Raw genomic sequence first — 20,813 nt, 5'->3', positions numbered from 1 at the left:
AAAGATGACCAAACTGGTACCCACCCCCGGCCAGACCGTGGGCCCCTTCTACGGCTACGCGCTCCCGTTCGAGAAGGACAACGAACTCCTGCCTCCCGGCTTCCCTGGCTCCATCCGCCTGCAGGGCACCGTGTACGACGGCGCCGGCCACACCATCCCGGACGCCATCCTGGAAATCTGGCAGCCGGACGCGGACGGCAAGGTTGTCCAGCGCACCGGTTCCCTGGTCCGCGACGGCTACACCTTCACCGGCTGGGGCCGCGGCGCCGTGGGCAACTCCGGCGTCTTCACCTTCACCACCGTCAACCCCGGCCCCACCAAGCCGGGCGCGGCACCGTTCATTTCGGTGGCCCTTTTCGCCCGCGGCCTGACCAACCGGCTGTTCACCCGCATCTACCTGCCGGAGGACACTGAGGCGCTGGCCAATGACCCGCTGCTGGGCTCGCTGGAGCCGGAGCGCCGGGAGACGCTCATCGCCCGCCGCGACCCTGACGGCGGCCTCGCCTGGGACATCCGCCTCCAGGGTGAGGGCGAGACGGTCTTCCTGGACTTCCAGTGACCCACGCCGCCGCTTTGGGAGACTTGCGCGCCCTCGCGGAAGAGGCCGACGCCGGCCTGCTCACCCCCGTCTCAGCGTCGCCGTTGGTGGCGGCGCTGACGGGGGACCGGGCAGTGCTGGCGGCCATCCTCGCCGTCGAAGCCGGCTGGGCCGCCGTGCTGCAACGGGCCGGGCTGGCACCGGCCGGTGCGGCCGCCGTCGTCGCCTCCGCCGCCGAGGCGGGACGCTACGACCTGGCCGGTATCGCGCTGCGCGCCCAAGGCGGCGGCAACCCGGTGATCCCGCTGCTGGCGGACCTCCGGAAGAACGTAGCGGCGCTCGATGCCGCCGGAATTGGTGCCGCAAAGGCCGTGCACACCTCCCTGACCAGCCAGGACGTGCTGGACACTGCCCTGATGCTGCTGGCCCGCAACACCGTCCACGCGGTGCTGGCGGACCTGAAAGGCACCACGGCCGCGCTGGCACACCTTGCCGGGCAGCATGCGGACACGCTGTGCGTCGGCAGGAGCCTGACGCAGCATTCGCTTCCGTATACGTTTGGGCTGCGGGCCGCGCAGTGGTTCCAGGGCGTGGCTGCCGCAGGGCGCCAACTGGAAAACCTTGAATTCCCGGTCCAGTTCGGCGGAGCGGCGGGCACACTCGCTGCCGGAACCGTGCTGACGGCTGGCTCCGACGCCACGCCGTTCACCCTGGCCGACGCCCTGGCGGCCCAGCTGGGCCTCGCCCCGGCCGCTGCTCCCTGGCACACCAACCGCCTGGCCATCACGTCCCTGGGCCATGCGCTGGCTTCCACGCTGGACGCCTTCGGAAAGATCGCCGCCGATGTCCTGTTCCTGAGCCGGCCCGAGGTGGCTGAAGTCGCCGAGCCGCGGGCGGCCGGGCGCGGCGTTTCCTCGGCCATGCCGCAGAAACAGAACCCGGTGCTGTCCGTCCTGGTGCGCAGCGCCGCCCTCCAGGCACCGCAGTTTGCCGCCCAGCTGCATGTGGCCGCCGCCAACTTCAACGACGAACGCCCGGACGGCGCCTGGCACTCCGAATGGCCGGCCCTCCGCCAGCTGCTGGCGCTGGCCCTCGGCGCAGCAGGACACCTACGGGAACTCGCCGAAGGGCTCCGGGTGTTCCCGGACGGCATGCGCCGCAACCTCGACCTGTCCGGCCCGCTGCTGCTGGCCGAAGGCGTCACCGCCGCCGTGGCTCCGCTGCTTGCGGAGCAGGACGGGCGCACCGGCAAGCAGCAGCTGCAACAGGTGGTGGACCGGACCCTCGAAGCACCTCCTTCGGAGCAAGCCGGAACGTACCGCAGGCTGTTCCGCGAAGCCGTCCCCGCCGCCGTCGTCCCGGACGCCCGGCTGGAGGAACTCCTGGACCCCGCCAGCTACCTGGGCCAATCGGCGGAGATCACCCGCCGCATCCTTGCCGCCTACCCCGAATTTGATTCCACCACCACCGACGCGAATGGAGCTTCCCGTGGCTAAGCCAGCCTTGAAGGCAGCGCTGCTGTCCCCCCAACGTCCCCTGGGCGACCACCCACTGATCGTGGCAGGCCCGTCCCTGGGCACCTCCACGATCTTGTGGAACAGGGTGGCGTCCCTGCTCGGCAATGATTACGACGTAGTGGCCTGGGACCTCCCCGGCCACGGGGTGTCGCCAGCCGCCGGCGAAGGGTTCGACGTCGCCGCGCTCGCTGACGCCGTGGTGGACCTAGTGGACTCCATCGCCCCCGGCGAAAACTTCCACTACGCCGGGGTTTCCCTGGGCGGCGCGGTGGGCCTGCAGCTGGGCATCAAGCACGGTGAACGGCTGAAGAGCCTCTCCGTACAGAACAGCGGCGCCAAGATCGGCACCCCCGAAGGCTGGCTCGAGCGCGCGGAAACCGTCCGTACGCAGGGCACGCCCGTGATGATCCAGGGGTCCGCCCAGCGTTGGTTCGCGCCGGGCTTCATGGACCGGGAACCCGAGTTCAGCAGCAGGCTCCTGCACGCCCTGCGCGACGCCGACCGCTTCAGCTACGCCTTCTGCTGCGAAGCGCTGGCCGCCTTCGACGTCCGGGAAGAGCTGGGCAGCATCACCGTCCCCACCCAGGTGATCGCCGGCGCCCTGGACGGTGTGGCCACGCCCGCCATGGCCGAGGAAGTGGCAGCGGGTATCACCGCAGCGGGCGGCACCGCGACTGCGGTGACCGTGGAGGGCATCTCCCACCTGGCACCCGCGGAGGCCCCGGCCCATATTGCAGACCTGATGCGCAGCCTGGCCACCTGGGCCGAATCACGGCAGGCCGCCCAGTGAGCGGCGCTGAACACGACGGGGCGCAGCGCCACGGCGTGGTCCAGCCAGGCGCCACCAGCCAGGAGATCTACGACGGCGGCATGGCGGTCCGGCGCCAAGTGCTCGGTGACGCGCACGTGGACCGCGCCAACGCCAACAAGGACGAATTCACCGACGACTTCCAGGACATGATCACCCGCATCGCCTGGGGCGGCATCTGGACCCGGCCCGGCCTGACCCGCCAGATGCGCTCCGCGGTCACCATCACCGCCATGGTGGCGCACGGCCACTGGGAGGAGCTGGCCATGCACATCCGCGCCGCCCTCCGGAACGGCCTCAGCAGGGACGAAATCAAGGAAATCCTGCTGCAGACCGCCATCTACTGCGGAGTCCCCTCCGCGAACACCGCCTTCAAGACCGCCCAGCAGGTCTTTCGAGAAATGGATACCACCCCGTGAACCAGGCTTTTGTGTACGACGCTGTGCGCACCCCCTTCGGCAAGTTCGGCTCCGGCCTTGCCGCCGTCCGTCCGGACGATCTTGCGGCGCACGTGATCAAGGAATCCGTAAAGCGGGCGCCGTCCCTCGACGTCGAGCGGATCGATGAGGTGGTGTTCGGCAACGCGAACGGTGCCGGTGAGGAGAACCGCAACATCGCCCGGATGGGCACGCTGCTGGCGGGGCTCCCGGTTTCCATCCCGGGCACCACGGTGAACCGGCTCTGCGGGTCATCACTGGATGCGGCCATTATTGCGTCCCGCCAGATCAACGCCGGCGACGCCGACCTGATGCTTGTCGGTGGCGCCGAGTCGATGTCCCGCGCCCCGTGGGTGCTGCCCAAGACGGAGAAGCCCTACCCGGCCGGGGACATGACCCTGGCGTCCACCACGCTGGGCTGGCGCCTGGTGAACAAGGCGATGCCCAAGGAGTGGACCATCTCCCTGGGCGAGGCCACCGAGCGGCTCCGTGAAAAGTACGGTGTGACCCGGGAGGCGCAGGACGAGTTCTCCGCTGCCTCGCACAACCTGTCTGCCGCCGCCTGGGACGAAGGGTTCTACGACAACCTGGTCACCCCGGTCCCCGGCACAGACCTGGTGCGGGACGAAGGGGTGCGCCCCGGCTCCTCGGCGGAGAAGCTCGCGGGCCTGAAGACCGTGTTCCGGGCAGAGAACGGCACTGTTACCGCCGGTAATGCGTCCCCGCTGTCCGACGGCGCCTCCGCGGCCTGGATCGGTTCCGAGGCGGCCGCCGGGCTGCTGGGGCTGGACCCGCTGGCGCGTATCGCCGGGCGCGGCGCGCACGCCAATGATCCGCAGTACTTCGGCTACGCACCGGTGGAGGCGGCGAACAAGGCCCTCGCGAAGGCGGGCATCGGCTGGGACCAGGTGGGCGCCGTCGAACTTAACGAAGCGTTCGCCGCGCAGTCCCTGGCCTGCATCAACGCCTGGGGCATCGACCCCTCCATCGTGAACCGGCACGGCGGGGCCATCGCCATGGGCCACCCCCTGGGCGCCTCAGGCACCCGGATCCTCGGCACCCTAGCCCGGTCCCTGCAGGCCTCCGGCGAACGCTGGGGCGTCGCCGCGATCTGCATCGGCGTCGGCCAGGGCCTCGCCGTCGTACTCGAAAACGTCACCGCTGCCGGAACCACCGCTGGAAAGGACCAGTAATGCTGAACTTCGTAGATTCGGTCCAGGACGCCGTCGCCGGCATCAAGGACGGCTCCACCGTGATGATCGGCGGGTTCGGCAACGCCGGCCAGCCGTTCGAACTGATCGACGCGCTGCTGGACTGCGGCGCCACGGACCTGACCGTGGTGAACAACAACGCCGGCCAGGGCGACCAGGGCCTGGCCCTGCTGATCAAGGAGGGCCGGGTGAAGAAGATGATCTGCTCCTTCCCGCGGCAGTCCGATTCCTGGCACTTCGACGCCAAATACAAGGCCGGCGAAATCGAGCTCGAACTCGTCCCGCAGGGCAACCTCGCCGAACGCATCCGCGCCGCGGGGGCCGGCATCGGCGGGTTCTTCACCCCCACCGGCTACGGCACCATGCTGGCCGAGGGCAAGGAAACCCGTTTCCTCGATGGCAAGTGGCAGGTCTTCGAGACCCCCATCCACGCCGACGTCGCCCTGGTCAAGGCCCTCAAGGCCGACGGCAAGGGCAACCTGGTGTACCGCAAGACCGCCCGGAACTTCGGTCCCATCATGGCCGCGGCCGCGAAGCACACCATCGTCCAGGTGTCCGAAATCGTCCCGGCCGGGGGACTGGACCCGGAGAACGTGGTCACCCCGGGGATCTACGTCAACAGCATCGTCAAAGTTGCCGGCAGCGGCAGCGCAGCAGGAAAGGCGGCCTGAGATGAGCCTCACCGAAACCAGCATCAAGACGTCCGAAACGCCGCTGGGCCGCGATGACCTGGCCAAACTGGTGGCCAGGGACATCGCGCCCGGGTCCTTCGTGAACCTGGGCATCGGCCAGCCAACTTTGGTGTCTAACTACCTCACCGAGGAACAGGACATCACCCTCCACACGGAGAACGGCATGCTGGGCATGGGCCCGGAAGCCAAGGGCGACCAGATCGACGGCGACCTGATCAACGCCGGCAAAATCCCCGTCACCGAACTCCCCGGTGCGTCCTACTTCCACCACGCGGACTCGTTCGCGATCATGCGCGGCGGGCACCTGGACATCTGCGTCCTGGGCGCCTTCCAGGTCTCCGCCACCGGGGACCTCGCGAACTGGCACACCGGGGCACCCGGGGCGATCCCCGCCGTCGGCGGCGCCATGGACCTCGCCACCGGCGCCAAGGACGTCTTCGTCATGATGACCCTCCTGACCCGGGAAGGGGCCTCCAAGATCGTGGACGCCTGCACCTACCCCATCACCGGCGTCGGCTGCGTCACCCGCGTCTACACGGACAAGGGAGTCTTCCTCACCGGCCCCGACGGCGTCTCCGTCCGCGAAACCTTCGGCTGCACCCTCGAGGAACTCCAGGAACTGGTACCGGTCCCGCTCAAGGCCGCACCCGCCACCGGACGCCAGGACCCGGGCGCGTCCTAGGATTGGTAACCATGACCGACGCCGCAGGTACCGAGACCAGGCCCGCCCCGCAGGCCGGCGACCAGTATGTCCAGTCGCTGGCCCGGGGGCTGGCGGTAATCCGTGCCTTCGACGCCGACCGTCCCGTCATGACACTCACCGAGGTCGCCTCCCGCACTGGCCTGACACGGGCCACGGCGCGCCGCTTCCTGCACACGCTGGTGGAGCTCGGCTACGTACGGACCGACGGCAAGACCTTTGCGCTGACCGCCAAGGTCCTCCAGCTGGGGTACGCGTACCTTTCCGGGCTGTCGCTGCCGCAGCTCGCACAGCCGCACCTGGAGGAGCTGTCCCTCAAGCTGGGCGAATCCACGTCCGCCGCGGTGCTGGACGGAACGGACATCGCCTATATTGCGCGGGTGACCAGCCGCCGGATCATGACCGTTGGCATCACCGTGGGCACCCGGTTCCCGGCCTATGCCACCTCGATGGGCCGGGTGCTGCTGGCTTACCTCCCGCCCGCGGACCTGAAGGCCTACCTGGCGTCCGCCGAGGTCAGGCCGCTCACTCCGCGCGCCCTGGGCTCCGTGGACCAGCTGGTGGCGGTCCTGGACAGCGTCCGGGCCCAGGGCTGGTGCCTGCTGGACCAGGAACTGGAGCTGGGGCTCATGTCCGTGGCCGCGCCGGTGTACGACGGGGCCAAGGTGGTGGCGGCGGTGAACGTGTCGCTGCAGGCCCAGTCCGTGCAGGCCAAACCGGACCCGCAGGCGTACCTGGCATCGGTGGCGCAGGAGATCGTTGCCACCGCCAAGCTGATTTCCGCCGACCTTACAGCCCGGGGCTAGCAGGAGCCCGGGCTTCAGTCCACGTACCGCAGTCCGGCTTCCTCCAGCGGTCCGCGCATGCCGTAGATGTCCAGGCCCAGCTCTCCTGCTGCGAAGCGGCCACGCTTGGCTTTCTCGTTGTCTTCGCGTTTCCGGGCGGCTTCCGCGACGTCGGCGGCACGGGAGGCAGGGACCACGGCCACGCCGTCGACGTCGGCAATCACCACGTCCCCGGGGCTCACCAGCGCGTTGGCGCAGACCAGCGGGATATTCACTGAGCCGAGGGTGGCCTTCACGGTGCCCTTGGAGTTGATGGCCCGGCTGAACACGGGAAAGTCCATGGCCTGGAGGGCTGCCACATCGCGGCAGCCGCCGTCGATGACCAGGCCGGCTGCACCCTGCGCACGGAGCGATGTTGCCAGCAGCTCGCCAAAAAAGCCGTCCTCGCATTCGGTGGTGCAGCCGGCCACCACCACGTCTCCGGGCCGGACCTGTTCCGCCGCGACATGCAGCATCCAGTTGTCGCCGGGCTGCAGCAGGACGGTCACAGCGGTCCCGCACAGGGTGGCACCGGGGTAGACGGGCCGGATGTAGGGGCGCATGAGTCCCAGCCTCCCCATGGCTTCATGGACCGTGCTGACGCCGAAGGCGGAGAGGGCCTTGACGGCGTCCGCCGGCGCGCGGGTGATGTTGGTATGGACCACCCCAAGTTCCTGCATCATGGTTCCCTTCGACGGCATCTCACCTGCCCTGCCGCTTGAGCAGGGCGTCAAGGCGCGGATAGGCGGCACGTGCGTTGTGCTCGTGGATGGCACCGAGTTCGGCCTCGTCGAGGCCGGCGGCGTCGATGTAGCGTGCCGTGTCGTCGAAATGGTGGCCGGTCCATGGATCGATGTCCCGGACCGCGCCGATCATTTCGGAGGCGAAGAGGATGTTCTGCGTGGGGATGACTTCCAGCAGCAGGTCGATTCCGGGCTGGTGGTACACGCAGGTGTCGAAGAAGACATTTCCCAGCAGGTGCTCTTCCAGTTCGGGTTTCCCCAGGGCCATGGCAAGGCCCCGGAAGCGCCCCCAGTGGTAGGGCACTGCGCCGCCGCCGTGGGGAATGATGAGCTTCAGGGTGGGGAAGTCCCTGAACAGGTCCCCCTGGATGAGCTGCATGAACGCGGTGGTGTCCGCATTGAGGTAGTGGGCGCCGGTGGTGTGGAAGGCCGGGTTGGCGCTGGTGCTCACATGGACCATGGCCGGGATGCCGTACTCCACCATTTTCTCGTAGACCGGGTACCAGTACCGGTCCGTCAGGGGCGGGGCAGTCCAGTAGCCACCGGACGGGTCGGGGTTCAGGTTCAGGGCTACGGCGCCGTATTCCTCCACGCAGCGCGTGAGTTCGGGGAGGCAGGTTGCAGGGTCCACGCCGGGGGACTGGGGGAGCATGGCGGCCGGGACGAACCGTTCGGGGTAGAGCCGGCTGACCCGGTGGCAGAGTTCGTTGCAGATGGCAGCCCATTCCGCCGAGGTTTCGAAGGAACCGACGTGGTGGGCCATGAAGGACGCCCGTGGCGAGAAGATGGTGAGGTCGATGCCACGCTCATCCATGAGCCGCAGCTGGTTCGCCTCGATGCTTTCGCGCAAGTCGTCGTCGGAAATCGCCAGGTCAGTGCGGGATGGCGCCAGTGAAGGATCCTGGAGGGCCGCCACCTGCCGGTCACGCCACAACCCAAGGGCGTCCGGGGCCGTGGTGTAGTGGCCGTGGATGTCAATAATCATCGCGCATGCTCCTGGCAGGGGCGCCTGCCGAACGGCGCCGTTCTAACTCGATAACCGCACAAGCAAATGTTGTCAGCAATATAGCTAACAATCAATGTTTTCCCGGGCCGGGGCGGACAAGTCTGGAGTACGCTGAATCCGGAAAATTGTCAGCAAAATTGGCAACCGGCCGAACAGGGAGATGGTGGGCAGTGGAAACCGTGGATGGAACGGGCCGGGCCCTCACGGCTGCCGAGCTCGCGGAGCTGCTGCGCACCGCCATCGTCAGCGGGGAACTGGTTCCCAACCAGCGCCTGGTGGAAGGTGACCTCGCTGCCGAGTACGGAGCAAGCCGCGGAAACATCCGGGTGGCCCTCTCGGAGTTGAGCGTGGAAGGCCTGGTGGAGCGCGTCCAGAACCGCGGGGCCAGGGTGCGTGCCGTCTCCGTGGACGAGGCCGTTGAAATCACCGAGGTGCGAGCTGCGCTGGAGGCGTTGTGTGCCCGCAAAGCCGCGGAACGGGCCACGGACAGTGACATTGCGGAGCTGCAGGAGCTGGCCGAGCGGATGAAGGGCGCCGTGGACCGCGGAGACCGGGAGTCCTACTCGGAAGGCAACCAGGCGATGCACGAAAAGATCATTGCCATGAGTGCGCAGAAGACCGCGGCAGCAACCATCCAACGTCTCCGCGGACAGGCCGTCCGCTTCCAGTTCCGCCTGGCACGCCAGCCGGGACGCCCGGCCGTCTCGCTCCCGCAGCACCTTGCCGTCATTGATGCCGTCTGCGCGCACGATGCCGACGCCGCCGCAGAGGCCATGCGCGTCCATCTGGAAAGCGTGGCCGACGCCATCCGCGCCAGCAACAAGTAGCCCCAACCGGTCTGGCCCGGGGGACGCCGCAGACCGGGAAGTCCCGGGCTGACAGGCGAATCGTTACCCACAACCTCCCCGCCGGCTACTCCCGCCGCGGGCCGCCGCGCTCTAGACTCAAGCCAACTGCGTGCAGCAGAGCCGCTGCACAGCTCGTCAGGAAGAGGAGTCGGCGGGTGAAACTGGGGATTCCGCGGGAACGCAGGGAGGGCGAGCGGCGCGTCGCCGCCACTCCCGATACCGTCAGGCAACTGGCGGCGATGGGACTGGACGTCCTGGTGGAAACCGGGGCGGGGGACGCCGCCGGGCATGCCGATGCCGGCTACCAGCAGGCCGGTGCCACCATCGTCCCGGTACTGGACACTACGGCCCTGGATGTCCTGGCCCACGTCCGGCCCCTTGACCCGAACACCGCCGCGTCCCTGCAAAAGGGAGCCGTGACGGTGGGGCTCGCGTCGCCGTCGTCCGAACTGCCCGCGGTCCAGGCGCTCGCTGACAACGGAATCACCTCCTTCGCCCTGGAACTGGTGCCGCGCATCTCCCGCGCCCAGTCCATGGACGCCCTGACCTCCCAGGCCCTGGTGGCCGGCTACCGCTGCGTCCTGGAGGCCGCCATCAGGCTGCCCCGGTTCTTCCCGCTGTACATGACAGCGGCGGGAACCGTCCCGCCAGCCCGCGTCCTGGTGCTCGGCGCCGGCGTGGCAGGGCTGCAGGCGATCGGCACCGCCAAACGGCTCGGTGCACGCGTCTTCGCGAACGACATCCGCCCCGCCTCCGCCGACGAGGTTGCGTCCATGGGCGGCACCTTCATCCGGCTGGACCTGGAAACCGCTGAAGCGGCCGGCGGCTACGCGCGGCAGCTCAGCTCCGACGCCGGAACCCGGCAGCGGCAGCTGCTGGCACCCCACGTGGCGCAATCGGACGTCCTGATCACGACGGCGGCAGTCCCCGGCCGTCCCGCGCCGCTTTTGGTGACGCGCGCGATGGTCCAGGGCATGCGCCCCGGTTCGGTCGTGGTGGACCTCGCCGCGGAATCCGGGGGCAATGTTGAAGGCTCCGTGGCAGGCCAGGACATCCCCATTCCCACCGCCGACGGAACCGGACACATCACCCTGGTGGGCTTGAAGGATCCGGCCTCCGCGATGGCGTCGGACGCCTCACGCCTCTACGCCAAGAACGTCGCCAACCTGCTGGCACTCCTGGTCCATGACGGCAGCCTCACGCTGGATTTCGACGACGAAGTAGTGGCCGGTGCCTGCCTCACCCACGCCGGGGAGGTGCGGCACCGTCCCACCGCGGAGCTGCTCGCGGCGCGGACGGCCACGGCAGCAGCGGGACAGGAAGGAACACGCTGATGGACGGAATCGCCCTGCTGACCATCACCGTGCTGGCGGTGTTCGTTGGCTTCGAGGTGGTCTCCAAGGTCTCCAGCACCCTGCACACGCCGTTGATGTCCGGCGCCAACGCCATCCACGGGATCATCCTGGTGGGGGCCATCATCGTCGCCGGCCAGGCCGCCGATCCGCTGGTGCTCGCGGTGGCGCTGCTCGCCGTCGTCCTCGCCACGGCCAACCTGGTGGGCGGGTTCGTGGTGACGGACCGGATGCTGCACATGTTCCATGCCAGGAAGGCCCCGGCCAAGGCAGGCGCCCAGCCCGAGGCAGGCAATAAATGAGCCTTCTTGACCCCGTCTGGACCTCGCTGCTCTACCTCGCCGCTGCGGTCTGCTTCATCCTCGCCCTGCGCGGACTCAGTTCCCCCCGGACGGCCCGCCGCGGAAACCTGGTGGGGGCACTTGGTGCGCTGATCGCCGTCGTCACCGTCTTCCTGTCCGCCCGGCTCGAGAACATCCCCTGGATCCTGGCCGCCATCGCCGTGGGTTCCGCGGTGGCGGCGCCCGTGGCGCGGCGGGTGAAAATGACGCAGATGCCGCAGCTCGTGGCCCTGTTCAACGGGGTGGGCGGCGGCGCGGCGGCCCTGGTGGCGCTCCTGGAGCTGGGCCACGCGGAAAACCCCTGGGTCCGGGTGGCGATTGTGTTCACGCTCCTGGTGGGCGCGGTGTCCTTCGCCGGTTCCGGGATTACGTTCGCCAAGCTGCAGGAACTGATGACCACCCGGGCGGTGGTCTTCCCGGGCCTTCCCGTGGTGATGGCGCTGGTCCTGCTGGCTGCCGTGGCGGCCGGCGTGGCCGTGGTCCTCACCGGAGCTGTTCCGCTTGCGGTCCTGCTGCTGGTCCTGGGCCTTGCCGCCGGTGTCCTCCTGGTGCTGCCCGTGGGCGGCGCCGACGTGCCCATCGTCATCTCACTCCTGAACGCCTTCACCGGCCTGGCCGTCGCGGCTTCGGGCCTGGTGCTGGGCAACGTCCTGCTGGTGGTGGCCGGCACCCTGGTGGGAGCCTCCGGCACCATCCTCACCCGGGCCATGGCGGCCGCCATGGGCAGGAGCGTGGCAGGCATCCTGTTCGGCGCTTTCCGGGGAGGTTCGACGGCGGGGTCCACGGCAGTGAGCGAACGTCCGGTCCGGTCGTCCTCGGCGGAGGACGTGGCGGTGCTGCTGGGGTATGCCCAGCGGGTGATCATCGTCCCCGGCTACGGGCTGGCGGTGGCGCAGGGCCAGCACACGGCTGCCGAGCTGGCCCTGGCCCTGGAAGCGCGGGGCATCAAAGTGGACTTTGCCATCCATCCCGTGGCCGGGCGCATGCCGGGCCACATGAACGTTCTGCTGGCGGAAGCCAATGTGCCCTATGAATCGCTCAAGGAGATGGGGGAGATCAACCCGGAGTTCAAGACCACCGATGTGGCCCTGGTGGTGGGTGCCAATGATGTGGTGAACCCGGCCGCCAAGACGTCCTCCGGGTCCCCGATCTACGGGATGCCCATCCTGGAGGTGGCGGAGGCCCGGCAGGTGGTGTTCCTGAAGCGCTCCATGCGCCCGGGATTCGCCGGAATCGAGAACGACCTGCTGTACGAGCCCCAGACATCCCAGCTGTTCGGGGATGCCAAGGACTCGCTGGCCCAGGTGCTGGGCGCGGTCAAGGCACTGTAGGCGGGGAACAGCCCCCGCGCCGGGTTACCCTTCTCTCAGAAGCTTGCTTTCCATCCGCCATCAGAGGACGCCATGACTGAGACCAGCTCCACTTCGCCCAAACGCGCCGCCATCATCGTCAATCCCGCCAAGCCGGTGGACATCGACGTGCGCGGGCTGGTGGCCAAGCATTGCGTGGAAAACGGCTGGGGCGAGGCCATCTGGCTGGAAACCACCAAGGAGGATCCCGGGGTCGGGCAGGCGAAGGAAGCGCTGGCCCAGGGTGCGGATATCGTCATCGCTGCCGGCGGTGACGGTACCGTCCGCTGTGTCGCTGAGGTCCTGGCCGGCGGGGACACCCCCATGGGCCTGCTGCCGCTGGGGACAGGCAACCTGTTGGCCCGGAACCTGGGCCTGGACGTGACCGATTACGACGCCGCCATGGCCGGGGCCCTGATCGGTACCGAACGGAAAATCGACGTGGTCCGTGCCCGGCGCAGCGACCCGGACAAGGAGCAGGTGTTCCTGGTCATGGCCGGCGTGGGATATGACGCCACCATCATGGCGGACACCAACGAGGACCTGAAGGACAAGGTGGGCTGGCTGGCCTATGTGGACGCCGGCATCCGTAACCTGCCCGGCAAGCCCGTCAAGGCGACCGTGGTGATCGACGGCAAGGACGTGGTGCACCGCGGGGTCCGCAGCGTGATGGTGGGCAACTGCGGCAAGGTCCAGGGCGGCCTGGAGATCTTCCCCGACGCCAAGGTGGACGACGGCCTGCTGGACATCGCCGTGCTGGCACCCCACCATGGCAAGCTCGGCTGGCTGTCCGTGCTGGCCGGCATCATCGGCCGGGGCAAGAACAGGGATACCGCGGTGGAGTACTTCCAGGGCAAGACCGTGGAGATCACCCTTGAGCACAACGACGACTACCAGCTGGACGGCGACCACGAAGGCGAGGGCAAGCACGTCCTGATGACCGTGGAGCCCGGTGCCCTGACCCTGCGGATGTAGGGACGCCGGACGGAGGGGCGGTTACGCCAGCAGCCTGCCCCAGCGCGGCTCCAGCAGTGGTGCGCCGGCCAGGTTCAGGGCATGCCACAGCGTCACCGCCACCGAATCCAGCACCGGTACACCGGTGGCGTGCTCGATCTCTGCCGTGATGTTGGCCCCGTACAGGTTGGTGCACAGGTACACCAGCGCGTCGGGAGCAGCGGCGGCGAGTTCCAGGGAGCCGGGGCGCATTTCGTCGTCAGTGACCCGGGCAAAGGACTCGTTGTCGCTCAGGCCGAGACCCCGGTGATCCACGGTCTTGATGCCTTCACGCTCGTAGGACGCGATGACCTGGTGGTTCACGTCCTCCGTGTAGGGCGTGAAGAGGCCGATCCGCTCGGTGCCGAAAGTCCGGAAGGCCTCAAGGTAGGCGAGTGTGGAGGTGGTGGCCGGGATGCCTGTGGCGGCCGTGATCCCGCCGGCCAATTCTTGGTCGTGCGCTGAACCGAGCCATGAACCCGAGGTGCCGTTCCACGCAATCACGTCCACGTCCGCCGTCGCCAGCAGCTTTGCTGCTTCCTGCATGACGGCCGGGTCGAACTGGCGGTCGGACGAGTCATCCAGCGCAATGCGGGTGACCGGGATTCGGGTGAAGTGCACGGTGACATCCGTGCGGCTGCCCAGGATGCGGTAGGTCTGCGGCTCCAGGCAGGTGTTGGAGGACGGCACGATCATGCCGATCCGGCGGGGGCGGGTGCTTGCGGTCATTCGTGGGCTCCTAGAGGACTGCGGGGAGGAGGGTGGCTTCAGTCGCGGACTGGTGTTCCCGGAAGCCGTTGCGGTTGATGAAGCGGCCCACGGCGCCCGGATCGTGGAAGCCGTCTGCGTCCAGGACCACGCGCCCGTTGGAAACTACGACGGCGGGCCAACCCGTGAGTGCCTTTCCGTCGAAGGGTGAGAAATCGGTCCCCATGTGCAGGGCAGCGCCATTGACCGTGCGTTCGTCGGCGGGATCGAAGATGACCAGGTCGGCGTCGAAGCCCTCGGCGATGCGGCCTTTGCCGGGGACGGCGTTGATCCGCGCGGGCTCCGAGGCGAAGGCGCTGACGAACTGCTCAACGGTGGCGCCGGCGGAGGTCATCGCGGTGAACGTGACTGGCATCCGCGTTTCCACCCCGGGCAGCCCGTGGGGCATGGCGCGCACGTCATCGGTGCGCTCGCGCTTCTGGGACAGGTCGTAGCAGGAGTGGTCCGAGGACATGGTGTGGATGGAACCGGAAGCCAGCCGTTCCTTAAGGGCGGCCACGGTTTCCGGGCTGCGCATGGGCGGGCAGCAGGCGAACCACTCGGGGAAGGTGGAGGCGTAGACGGTGTCGTCCAGCGTGACGTAGTGCGGGCAGGTCTCGGAGTAGGCCTCAAGTCCGCGTTCCCGTGCCTCCGAGACAAGGTCGACGGCGCCGGGCGTGGACTGGTGGACGAAATAGATCGGCGCGCCGGTGTATTCGGCCATGGCCAGGGTTTCCCTGACGGAGATCTCCTCGGCCAGTTCGGGTCGGGTCCGGTGCAGGTGTTCGATTCCGATCAGGCCGTCCTGGGCGTGCTGTTCGGTGCAGTCGGCGATGATGGGATCGTGCTCGGCGTGGATGTAGGCCAGTCCGTCCAGCCGCACCATTTCGCGCATCACCTTCAGGATGGTGTCGCCGTCGGCCATGGTGGTGCCGCGGTTGGTGGTGTACATCTTCACCGAACGCACGCCCTCGGCGGCCAACTGCTCCAGCTGCCACGGCACGGTTTCATCCCAGCTGACCACGGCGCCGTGAAGGGCGACGTCGCAGCGTGACTGGGTGGCCAGTTCCTTCTTGTGCAGCACGGCGGCCAGCGGGCTTTCCTGGGCATCGCGGGGAATGCCGAAGTCGATGATGGTGGTGGTGCCGCCCCACAGTGCTGCGGTGGAGGTGGTGCGGTAGTCGTCGAGCGTGCGGAACCGTCCGGTCACCTGGGCAACATGGCAGTGGCCGTCCACGCCGCCGGGGATCACGAGCTTGCCCGTGGCGTCGATGGTGCGGTCAGCCGCGGGCACGGGCCGGGCGGCGTCCACGAGGGCTGCGATCTGCCCGTTGGAAACCACGATGTGCGCTTCCCGGCGGCCGGTGCTGTTGACTATGGTGGCGTTGGCAATGACGAGGTCTGGCTGGTGGGACATCGGTGTCCTCCTGGGTTGGTGAAGCCTGGTTCAGGCGGTGGGTTGCGGGGTGCCGGCGTCCTGGCGGGCGGCGAGGGCCGCGTCCAGGTTGCCGGACAGTCCCTTGCGGTCCTTGGCCGGCGGTGGCGCGAATGCGCCGGCGCGGTGGGTGCCTGACTGCAGGCCGGCCACAGCCTCGGCCAGGCGGATGCCGGCCGAAATGCCGTCGACTACGGGCACGGGAATCTGTCCGTGGAGTTCCCGGGCGAGCCCGGCCAGCGGGGCGCCGGCCAGGATGACGACGTCGGCGCCGTCCTCGGCCACTGCCTGACGGCTCAGTGCCAGCAGGGTTCCCCGGAAGTCCTGCTGGACGGAGGCGATGCTGGTGAGGGAGTCGTTGATGGAGCGGATGGACGCCAGCCGGCCGGACAGACCGAACTGCTCCACGCACTCGCGGTACCAGGGTTTGATCCGGTCCGAAATGGCAATGATGGAGAAGCGGTGGCCCTGCAGGGACGCGGCGCACAGGGCGGCCTCCGTGATGCCGATGACGGGCACGTCCGCCAGTTCCTTCAGGGCCGGCATGCCGGGGTCCCCGAAGGCGGCGACCACTACGGCGTCCACCGGGGTTGCTTCGGGGCGGGTGTGTTCGGCGATGACTTCCGCCACCGCGCCCGCGGCGATGAGGGATTCGAAGCGGGTCTCGATGTATTCGACGCCGTGGGCGGCGGTACGGACCAGCAGTTCGGTGCCGGGTGAGGCGGAGCGGAGCGCCTCGGATTCGATCAGTGCGGTGACACCGGCGCTGATGTTGGGGTTGATGACCAGGAGTTTCATTTTCTCTTCCGGTGTAATTCTGGTTCGGTTTTCTGGAAGTCCTCGGGGAACTGGTCCCGGTATTTTCCAATGTGGGAGGCGGACTGGGCGGCTGCCTTGTCCGGGTCCCCGCTGGCAATGGCGGCGTACAGCTCGCGGTGTTCGCGGATGAGTTCGGGCAGGTCGCTGACGTGCCGGAACAGCCAGTGCATCCGGCCCTGGAGGGGTTCAAGGGCGGACTTGAGGAAGTTGTTGTCCGCGATGCCGGTGATGGCGTCGTGGAACTCGCTGTTGGAGCGGTGGGCTTCCATGATGGAACCCTTGGCCAGGAACGCCTCCGCGTTGTCCAGCAGCCGCTTGAGATAGGCGAGGTCGTCCTTGGTGGCCCGCTTGGCTGCAAGCCGGCAGGCCAGGACTTCCAGGGACTGGCGGACGTCGAAGAGGTCCTCCACGTCTTTGGGACTGAGGCTGCTGACTTCGGCACCGCGCGCACCGCGGTCGCTGATCAGTCCTTCCTGGCGCAGCATGCGAAGGGCCTCGCGGACCGGCAGCCGTGATACGGAGAATTCGGCCGCCAGGTCCCGCTCGACCAACCGCGTGCCGGGAGCGTAGTGTCCTTCGAAAATCCGGGTGCGGAGGGTGTCCCGGACAGTCTCGCGGAGGGGGCGGTCCTTGTCCTGGGTCTCTTCTGCGGTCAGCATGATGCTCCATTCGGATTCTTGTACGGCACTGCTCCCGGCTGCGGGGGCGTTGTTTGCAGGTTTCCCTGCGAGGGTCAGCTTAGACAGGAAGCCGCTTGTTGTAGTTCAGGGTGAGGACTGATACGCCCATGATCACCGCGGAACCCACGAAGTACAGCAGCGCCCAGGTGTAGGAGCCGGTGGCTCCGACGATGAGGCCGACGACGATGGGGGTGACGAACCCGGAGATGTTGCCGCTGAGGTTCATGGCACCACCCAGGACACCGGCGTTGGTGCGGCCGCCCAGGATGGCGGGAATGCTCCAGAACAGGCCCACCCAGCGCAGGAAGAACAGGACCAGCGAGAGCAGGACGACGGCGGTGGTGGCATCGGGGACTACGGTGACGCCGACCAGGCCGCCGATCACTACGGCGCTGGAGATGCCCAGGAGGGTCCGCATCACGAGGTTTGCGGAGGCGCCCGTTGCCCGCCACTTGTCGGCAATGGTGCCGCCGATGATTTCGCCGACGAACCCGGCACCGAAGATCACCAGCGTGGACCAGCCGATGGTCTTCAGGTCAAAGCCCTTGGCCTGGGCCAGATACAGGGGGCCCCAGGTCAGCAGGCCGTAAAAGACGCCGTTGAAGCCCAGCCAGCCCAGGCACATGGCCCAGAAGGAACGGAACTTCAGGTAGGGCAGCAGGCCGCGCTTGCCCTTGCTGCCGTCCACGGCTGCCTCCGCGTCCTCGGCCTGGTGCGAGGCTTCAATGTAGGAGGCTTCGGCGTCGTTGACACCCCGGTGCTGGCGGGGGTTGTCCCGGACGTACCACCAAACAGCAAGCCCCATGAGTGCGGTGGCAGCGCCTGCAATCACGAAGGCCCAGCGCCAACTGCCGGTGGAGGCGATGAGTCCGGCGATGATGATGCCGCCCAGGCCTGCGCCAAGGGGTGCGCCGGCGTCGAGGATGGTTGCGCCGCGGCCGCGTTCGGACTTGTGCATCCAGATGGCATTGAGCTTGCCGCCTGCGGGCATCACGCCGGCCTCGGTCACGCCAATTCCCAAGCGGGCGATGAACATGCTCAGGAAGCCGCCGGCCATGCCGGAAGCCGCCGTCGCCGCGCCCCAGCCGAGGCAGGAGGCCGTCATGACTTTGCGGGGGCCGAACTTGTCGATCAGCCAGCCGACGGGAACCTGCATCAGCGCGTAGGTCCAGAAGAAGGCGGACAGCAGCAGGCCCACCAGTTCGGGCGCCAGGTTGAATTCTTTTTGGATGATGGGCAGCGCCACGGAGATGGATCCGCGGTCGATGTAGTTGACGGACACGAGCACCAGGAGCAGCAGGAACAGCTTCCAGCGGACGGCAGTGCGCCGTTGCGTGCCGCCCTTTCCGGACTGTTCACGGGTCAGCGGCGTGGCCTCGTCTGGCGTGGCCGTTGTTTCAGTGTTTGGGATGGACACAGCTTCTCCTTCACGGGGAAGTTTACGGATGGGGAGGGTATTGACGATGCGTGGTGCGGCGCAGGCAGGGTTGGACCTGCTGGCCGGAAGAGTGGCCGCCGGACGATCCGGAGCGTCGAGCGGTGATCAGTTTTGGGATCCCAATTTGGGATCCCAAAATCAAAGGTAGGAGTGACGCCCGCCACTGTCAAGGGTTTTGGCCGTTCCGGCGGCCCGGCCGGCCTGCCAACGGATTGTGACTGGACCGGGAGCTATGCGGGGGAATCCGTCCGGCGGTGCGAGAGGATCTCGGCCAGCTCCGCCAGGCGGTGCGCCCGGGCGGATTCGGCCGGGGTGAAAGGCTCGCCGGGCCGGGAGAAGGTGATGGGGCCGTGCCAGGCCGTGGGGATCTTAAGCCGGGTCCCGTCGTCGGACCCTTTGGCGCCGGCGTCCGACGGCGGCACGATCCCGGCATGCAGCAGCTCGGCCACCGCCAGGGGCAGTTCGTCCGGGGCGGCAGCGATCCTCGACGCCAGGCTCAGCGCCCTGGTCTGTCCGTCTGCCATGGCCAGTGCCGTGGTGGGCCAGACGTGCGAATGGCTCCCGCCGGCGTCGGACAGCGCCGCAAGCAATTCACGCTCACCCACGGTCCCCGGGGCCGAGAGTACGAACTCATCCAGGACTCCGCCCGGGGCCGGGTGGACGTGGATGCCAAGGATGTTCGCATCCAGCCTGGCCAAGGCCCGCGTGATCCGCTGCAGCGACCCTGGCTGGTCCCGGAGCAGCGTCCGCGCCCGCCACAGCGACGGTGCCGCTGCCAGCCGCCGGCGGTGACGCAGTGCCGGCGCATGCAGCCAGCTGCGGAGGACCCGGGCGGCGGACGGCTCGGCCACCCAGATCACCAGGACCGTAGCGGTGAGCGTCAGCACCAGCACCTTGGCCACGTAAGGGAGGTGGGCCTCCACCACGAGGGCGTGGACCAGGAGCTCGATGGGCAGCATGGCGGCGACATTTGCCAAGGTCAGCCGGGCCTTGGGCGGCTCCGGCATCCGGCCGCAGACTTCGCAGCTCAGTTCAGCGGCAGGGGTGTTGCGCGGAGGGCGGGTCATGACTCAAGCATCGGCGGGTGCTGTTTCCGCCGCATTGCCTCCAGATTCCATTCATGGGAACGTGTTGGCCGGTTTCGGAGGCCTCCGGCGTAGGATTTACCAGGAACGTCAGCGCGGCCGCCACCCCGGAATCCACCCCCAAGGAAGGCGCTGCCCCCGTGAAGATGCTTGCTGAGATGTTCAGCATCGCCCCCGGCAACAAAGACCACCACCCCGCAATCAGGTGCGCCGTCGGCGTCTTTGTCCCCCTGATCACACTGGTGCTGCTGGGCAGGCTGGACCTGGCGATCTTCGCGTCGTTCGGAGCCTTCACTGGCATCTACGGCCGCGGCGAGCCGCACGCCGTGCGCTTTATGCTGCAGCTGCGGGCCGGGCTGCTGATGCTGCTGGTCATCTTCCTGGCCGCCCTCGCGGCCCGGATGGGTCCAGCCTGGGGATTGGATACCGCCGCGCACACATGGCTGCTGGTCCTGGCCACCACCCTGGTGGCGGGCGCCTGCTCGGTGGCGATTTCCTGGCTGCGGCTGCGCCCGGCAGGCTCCCTCTTCCACATTTTCGCGTTCGCCGCCATCGCCTCCATCCCCAACCAGCCGCCGCTGTGGGAAGGCATGCTGGTTGCGGTCCTCACCACCATGTTTGCGCTGCTCATCGGCTTCTCATCAAGGATCCTTCCCAGCCACCGCACCCCCTGGACCAGGCCTCCCCGCATCCGGCGCACCCCCGCTGAGAAGCGGACCGCCTGGCTTGAGGGCTTCGGCTACCTGGTGGCGGCGGGCCTGGCCGGGTCGTTGGCCACGTGGGCAGGAAGCCGGCTCGGCTTCGGCCACAACTACTGGGCCATGGTGGCCGCCGTGGTTCCCCTCGTGGGCCACAGCACCAGGCACCGGGTGCGCCGCGGCATCCAAAGGATCATCGGGACTGTGCTGGGCCTGCTGGTCCTCGCTGCCGTCCTGCTGCTTGGCCTCCAGCCCTGGCAGACGGTACTGGTCATGGCGCTTTGCCAGTTCGGCGCCGAGCTCTTCATTATCCGCCAGTACCTTCTCGCCCAGGTCTTTGTCACGCCGCTGGCGCTGGTGTCCACGCTCCTGGTCGTCCCCGCCTCCGCCTCCATCCTGTTGCGCGACCGCATCGTCGAGACCGTCATTGGCGCCGCCGTCGGCATCGTGGTGGTGCTGGCCCCGGGTGCGTGGCGCCGGCTCCGGCCCGGCACGGCACGCCCCGCCACCCAGGCCTGACCGCCGCCCTGCTGTAGGCCGGCGCCTCCGTCC

Annotated in this window: 22 protein-coding genes; 14 read left to right on the top strand and 8 right to left on the bottom strand. The window is 68.3% G+C overall.

What is annotated here, in order from left to right; translation table 11 throughout:
* Positions 1–4 precede the first annotated feature (4 nt).
* Genes pcaG through ACZ9J7_RS06610 form a run of 8 tightly spaced genes read left to right on the top strand, consistent with a single transcriptional unit; the run spans position 5 to position 6,709 of the window.
* The gene (gene pcaG / locus ACZ9J7_RS06645; RefSeq protein WP_476208050.1) at positions 5–559 is read left to right on the top strand and encodes a protocatechuate 3,4-dioxygenase subunit alpha; all 555 of its coding nucleotides are present in this window, start codon (positions 5–7) and stop codon (positions 557–559) included.
* Entirely contained in the window at positions 556–2,034 is a 1,479-nt protein-coding gene (locus ACZ9J7_RS06640) for a lyase family protein (RefSeq protein WP_476208048.1), read from the top strand. The genes pcaG and ACZ9J7_RS06640 overlap by 4 nt, the downstream gene beginning before the upstream one ends.
* The gene (locus tag ACZ9J7_RS06635; protein ID WP_476208046.1) at positions 2,027–2,845 is read left to right on the top strand and encodes an alpha/beta fold hydrolase; all 819 of its coding nucleotides are present in this window, start codon (positions 2,027–2,029) and stop codon (positions 2,843–2,845) included. The genes ACZ9J7_RS06640 and ACZ9J7_RS06635 overlap by 8 nt, the downstream gene beginning before the upstream one ends.
* Entirely contained in the window at positions 2,842–3,282 is a 441-nt protein-coding gene (pcaC, locus tag ACZ9J7_RS06630) for a 4-carboxymuconolactone decarboxylase (protein WP_476208044.1), read from the top strand. The genes ACZ9J7_RS06635 and pcaC overlap by 4 nt, the downstream gene beginning before the upstream one ends.
* Positions 3,279–4,493 carry a thiolase family protein gene (locus tag ACZ9J7_RS06625; RefSeq protein ID WP_476208042.1) on the top strand — a complete coding sequence of 405 codons (1,215 nt, stop codon included), beginning with the start codon at positions 3,279–3,281 and terminating at the stop codon, positions 4,491–4,493. The genes pcaC and ACZ9J7_RS06625 overlap by 4 nt, the downstream gene beginning before the upstream one ends.
* A complete protein-coding gene (locus tag ACZ9J7_RS06620; RefSeq protein ID WP_476208041.1) occupies positions 4,493–5,182 on the top strand; it encodes a 3-oxoacid CoA-transferase subunit A in 690 nt (229 codons plus the stop codon). The genes ACZ9J7_RS06625 and ACZ9J7_RS06620 overlap by 1 nt, the downstream gene beginning before the upstream one ends.
* 1 nt (position 5,183) lies before the next feature.
* Positions 5,184–5,885, top strand: a complete 702-nt coding sequence (locus ACZ9J7_RS06615) for a 3-oxoacid CoA-transferase subunit B (RefSeq protein WP_476208039.1) — start codon at positions 5,184–5,186, stop codon at positions 5,883–5,885.
* A gap of 11 nt (positions 5,886–5,896) precedes the next feature.
* The gene (locus tag ACZ9J7_RS06610; protein WP_476208037.1) at positions 5,897–6,709 is read left to right on the top strand and encodes an IclR family transcriptional regulator domain-containing protein; all 813 of its coding nucleotides are present in this window, start codon (positions 5,897–5,899) and stop codon (positions 6,707–6,709) included.
* A gap of 14 nt (positions 6,710–6,723) precedes the next feature.
* On the opposite strand, the gene ligK is transcribed toward ACZ9J7_RS06610, so the two are convergent.
* Positions 6,724–7,407 carry a 4-carboxy-4-hydroxy-2-oxoadipate aldolase/oxaloacetate decarboxylase gene (gene ligK / locus ACZ9J7_RS06605; protein WP_476211809.1) on the bottom strand — a complete coding sequence of 228 codons (684 nt, stop codon included), beginning with the start codon at positions 7,405–7,407 and terminating at the stop codon, positions 6,724–6,726.
* Positions 7,408–7,429: 22 nt separating this feature from the next.
* A complete protein-coding gene (locus ACZ9J7_RS06600) occupies positions 7,430–8,455 on the bottom strand; it encodes an amidohydrolase family protein (protein WP_476208036.1) in 1,026 nt (341 codons plus the stop codon).
* 191 nt (positions 8,456–8,646) lie between these two features.
* Between ACZ9J7_RS06600 and ACZ9J7_RS06595 the strand changes: the two genes are divergently transcribed.
* The 5 genes from ACZ9J7_RS06595 (at position 8,647) to ACZ9J7_RS06575 (ending at position 13,341) form a co-directional block, all read left to right on the top strand.
* The gene (locus tag ACZ9J7_RS06595) at positions 8,647–9,303 is read left to right on the top strand and encodes a GntR family transcriptional regulator (RefSeq protein ID WP_476208035.1); all 657 of its coding nucleotides are present in this window, start codon (positions 8,647–8,649) and stop codon (positions 9,301–9,303) included.
* A gap of 176 nt (positions 9,304–9,479) precedes the next feature.
* The gene (locus ACZ9J7_RS06590) at positions 9,480–10,658 is read left to right on the top strand and encodes a Re/Si-specific NAD(P)(+) transhydrogenase subunit alpha (protein ID WP_476208033.1); all 1,179 of its coding nucleotides are present in this window, start codon (positions 9,480–9,482) and stop codon (positions 10,656–10,658) included.
* Entirely contained in the window at positions 10,658–10,978 is a 321-nt protein-coding gene (locus ACZ9J7_RS06585) for an NAD(P) transhydrogenase subunit alpha part 2 (protein ID WP_476208032.1), read from the top strand. The genes ACZ9J7_RS06590 and ACZ9J7_RS06585 overlap by 1 nt, the downstream gene beginning before the upstream one ends.
* Positions 10,975–12,348 carry an NAD(P)(+) transhydrogenase (Re/Si-specific) subunit beta gene (locus ACZ9J7_RS06580; RefSeq protein WP_476208031.1) on the top strand — a complete coding sequence of 458 codons (1,374 nt, stop codon included), beginning with the start codon at positions 10,975–10,977 and terminating at the stop codon, positions 12,346–12,348. The genes ACZ9J7_RS06585 and ACZ9J7_RS06580 overlap by 4 nt, the downstream gene beginning before the upstream one ends.
* A 72-nt stretch (positions 12,349–12,420) precedes the next feature.
* Positions 12,421–13,341 carry a diacylglycerol/lipid kinase family protein gene (locus tag ACZ9J7_RS06575; RefSeq protein WP_476208030.1) on the top strand — a complete coding sequence of 307 codons (921 nt, stop codon included), beginning with the start codon at positions 12,421–12,423 and terminating at the stop codon, positions 13,339–13,341.
* Between the two features lie 21 nt (positions 13,342–13,362).
* On the opposite strand, the gene ACZ9J7_RS06570 is transcribed toward ACZ9J7_RS06575, so the two are convergent.
* The 6 genes from ACZ9J7_RS06570 to ACZ9J7_RS06545 all read right to left on the bottom strand — a co-directional run bounded on the left by ACZ9J7_RS06570 (position 13,363) and on the right by ACZ9J7_RS06545 (position 19,545).
* Entirely contained in the window at positions 13,363–14,088 is a 726-nt protein-coding gene (locus tag ACZ9J7_RS06570; RefSeq protein WP_476208029.1) for a maleate cis-trans isomerase family protein, read from the bottom strand.
* 10 nt (positions 14,089–14,098) lie between these two features.
* Positions 14,099–15,523 carry an amidohydrolase family protein gene (locus ACZ9J7_RS06565; protein WP_476208027.1) on the bottom strand — a complete coding sequence of 475 codons (1,425 nt, stop codon included), beginning with the start codon at positions 15,521–15,523 and terminating at the stop codon, positions 14,099–14,101.
* Between the two features lie 30 nt (positions 15,524–15,553).
* A complete protein-coding gene (locus ACZ9J7_RS06560; RefSeq protein ID WP_476208026.1) occupies positions 15,554–16,339 on the bottom strand; it encodes an aspartate/glutamate racemase family protein in 786 nt (261 codons plus the stop codon).
* Positions 16,336–17,019: a GntR family transcriptional regulator gene (locus ACZ9J7_RS06555; RefSeq protein ID WP_476208025.1), complete on the bottom strand. Its 684-nt coding sequence runs from the start codon at positions 17,017–17,019 to the stop codon at positions 16,336–16,338. The genes ACZ9J7_RS06560 and ACZ9J7_RS06555 overlap by 4 nt, the downstream gene beginning before the upstream one ends.
* 79 nt (positions 17,020–17,098) lie before the next feature.
* On the bottom strand, positions 17,099–18,457 hold the full coding sequence (locus ACZ9J7_RS06550) for an MFS transporter (RefSeq protein ID WP_476208024.1): 1,359 nt from the start codon (positions 18,455–18,457) through the stop codon (positions 17,099–17,101).
* A gap of 251 nt (positions 18,458–18,708) precedes the next feature.
* On the bottom strand, positions 18,709–19,545 hold the full coding sequence (locus ACZ9J7_RS06545) for an ACT domain-containing protein (RefSeq protein WP_476208022.1): 837 nt from the start codon (positions 19,543–19,545) through the stop codon (positions 18,709–18,711).
* Between the two features lie 158 nt (positions 19,546–19,703).
* On the opposite strand from ACZ9J7_RS06545, the gene ACZ9J7_RS06540 reads away from it, so the two are divergent.
* Positions 19,704–20,780, top strand: coding sequence for an FUSC family protein (locus tag ACZ9J7_RS06540; RefSeq protein ID WP_476211808.1), 1,077 nt, complete (start codon positions 19,704–19,706; stop codon positions 20,778–20,780).
* The last annotated feature ends 33 nt before the right edge of the window (positions 20,781–20,813 follow it).

It is taken from the genome of Pseudarthrobacter sp. TE9888 (genome assembly GCF_056279345.1).
Note: the sequence above shows the minus strand (reverse complement) of the source record. Positions and strands in the feature narration are given on the sequence as shown.

What these genes read in the sequence shown, in the direction of transcription:
- pcaG (WP_476208050.1), top strand. Translation starts at nt 5, where the DNA reads ATGACCAAACTGGTACCCACCCCCGGCCAGACCGTGGGCCCCTTCTAC.
- ACZ9J7_RS06620 (WP_476208041.1), top strand. Translation starts at nt 4,493, where the DNA reads ATGCTGAACTTCGTAGATTCGGTCCAGGACGCCGTCGCCGGCATCAAG.
- ACZ9J7_RS06615 (WP_476208039.1), top strand. Translation starts at nt 5,184, where the DNA reads ATGAGCCTCACCGAAACCAGCATCAAGACGTCCGAAACGCCGCTGGGC.
- ACZ9J7_RS06610 (WP_476208037.1), top strand. Translation starts at nt 5,897, where the DNA reads ATGACCGACGCCGCAGGTACCGAGACCAGGCCCGCCCCGCAGGCCGGC.
- ligK (WP_476211809.1), bottom strand. Translation starts at nt 7,407, where the DNA reads ATGCAGGAACTTGGGGTGGTCCATACCAACATCACCCGCGCGCCGGCG.
- ACZ9J7_RS06600 (WP_476208036.1), bottom strand. Translation starts at nt 8,455, where the DNA reads ATGATTATTGACATCCACGGCCACTACACCACGGCCCCGGACGCCCTT.
- ACZ9J7_RS06585 (WP_476208032.1), top strand. Translation starts at nt 10,658, where the DNA reads ATGGACGGAATCGCCCTGCTGACCATCACCGTGCTGGCGGTGTTCGTT.
- ACZ9J7_RS06580 (WP_476208031.1), top strand. Translation starts at nt 10,975, where the DNA reads ATGAGCCTTCTTGACCCCGTCTGGACCTCGCTGCTCTACCTCGCCGCT.
- ACZ9J7_RS06575 (WP_476208030.1), top strand. Translation starts at nt 12,421, where the DNA reads ATGACTGAGACCAGCTCCACTTCGCCCAAACGCGCCGCCATCATCGTC.
- ACZ9J7_RS06570 (WP_476208029.1), bottom strand. Translation starts at nt 14,088, where the DNA reads ATGACCGCAAGCACCCGCCCCCGCCGGATCGGCATGATCGTGCCGTCC.
- ACZ9J7_RS06565 (WP_476208027.1), bottom strand. Translation starts at nt 15,523, where the DNA reads ATGTCCCACCAGCCAGACCTCGTCATTGCCAACGCCACCATAGTCAAC.
- ACZ9J7_RS06560 (WP_476208026.1), bottom strand. Translation starts at nt 16,339, where the DNA reads ATGAAACTCCTGGTCATCAACCCCAACATCAGCGCCGGTGTCACCGCA.
- ACZ9J7_RS06555 (WP_476208025.1), bottom strand. Translation starts at nt 17,019, where the DNA reads ATGCTGACCGCAGAAGAGACCCAGGACAAGGACCGCCCCCTCCGCGAG.
- ACZ9J7_RS06545 (WP_476208022.1), bottom strand. Translation starts at nt 19,545, where the DNA reads ATGACCCGCCCTCCGCGCAACACCCCTGCCGCTGAACTGAGCTGCGAA.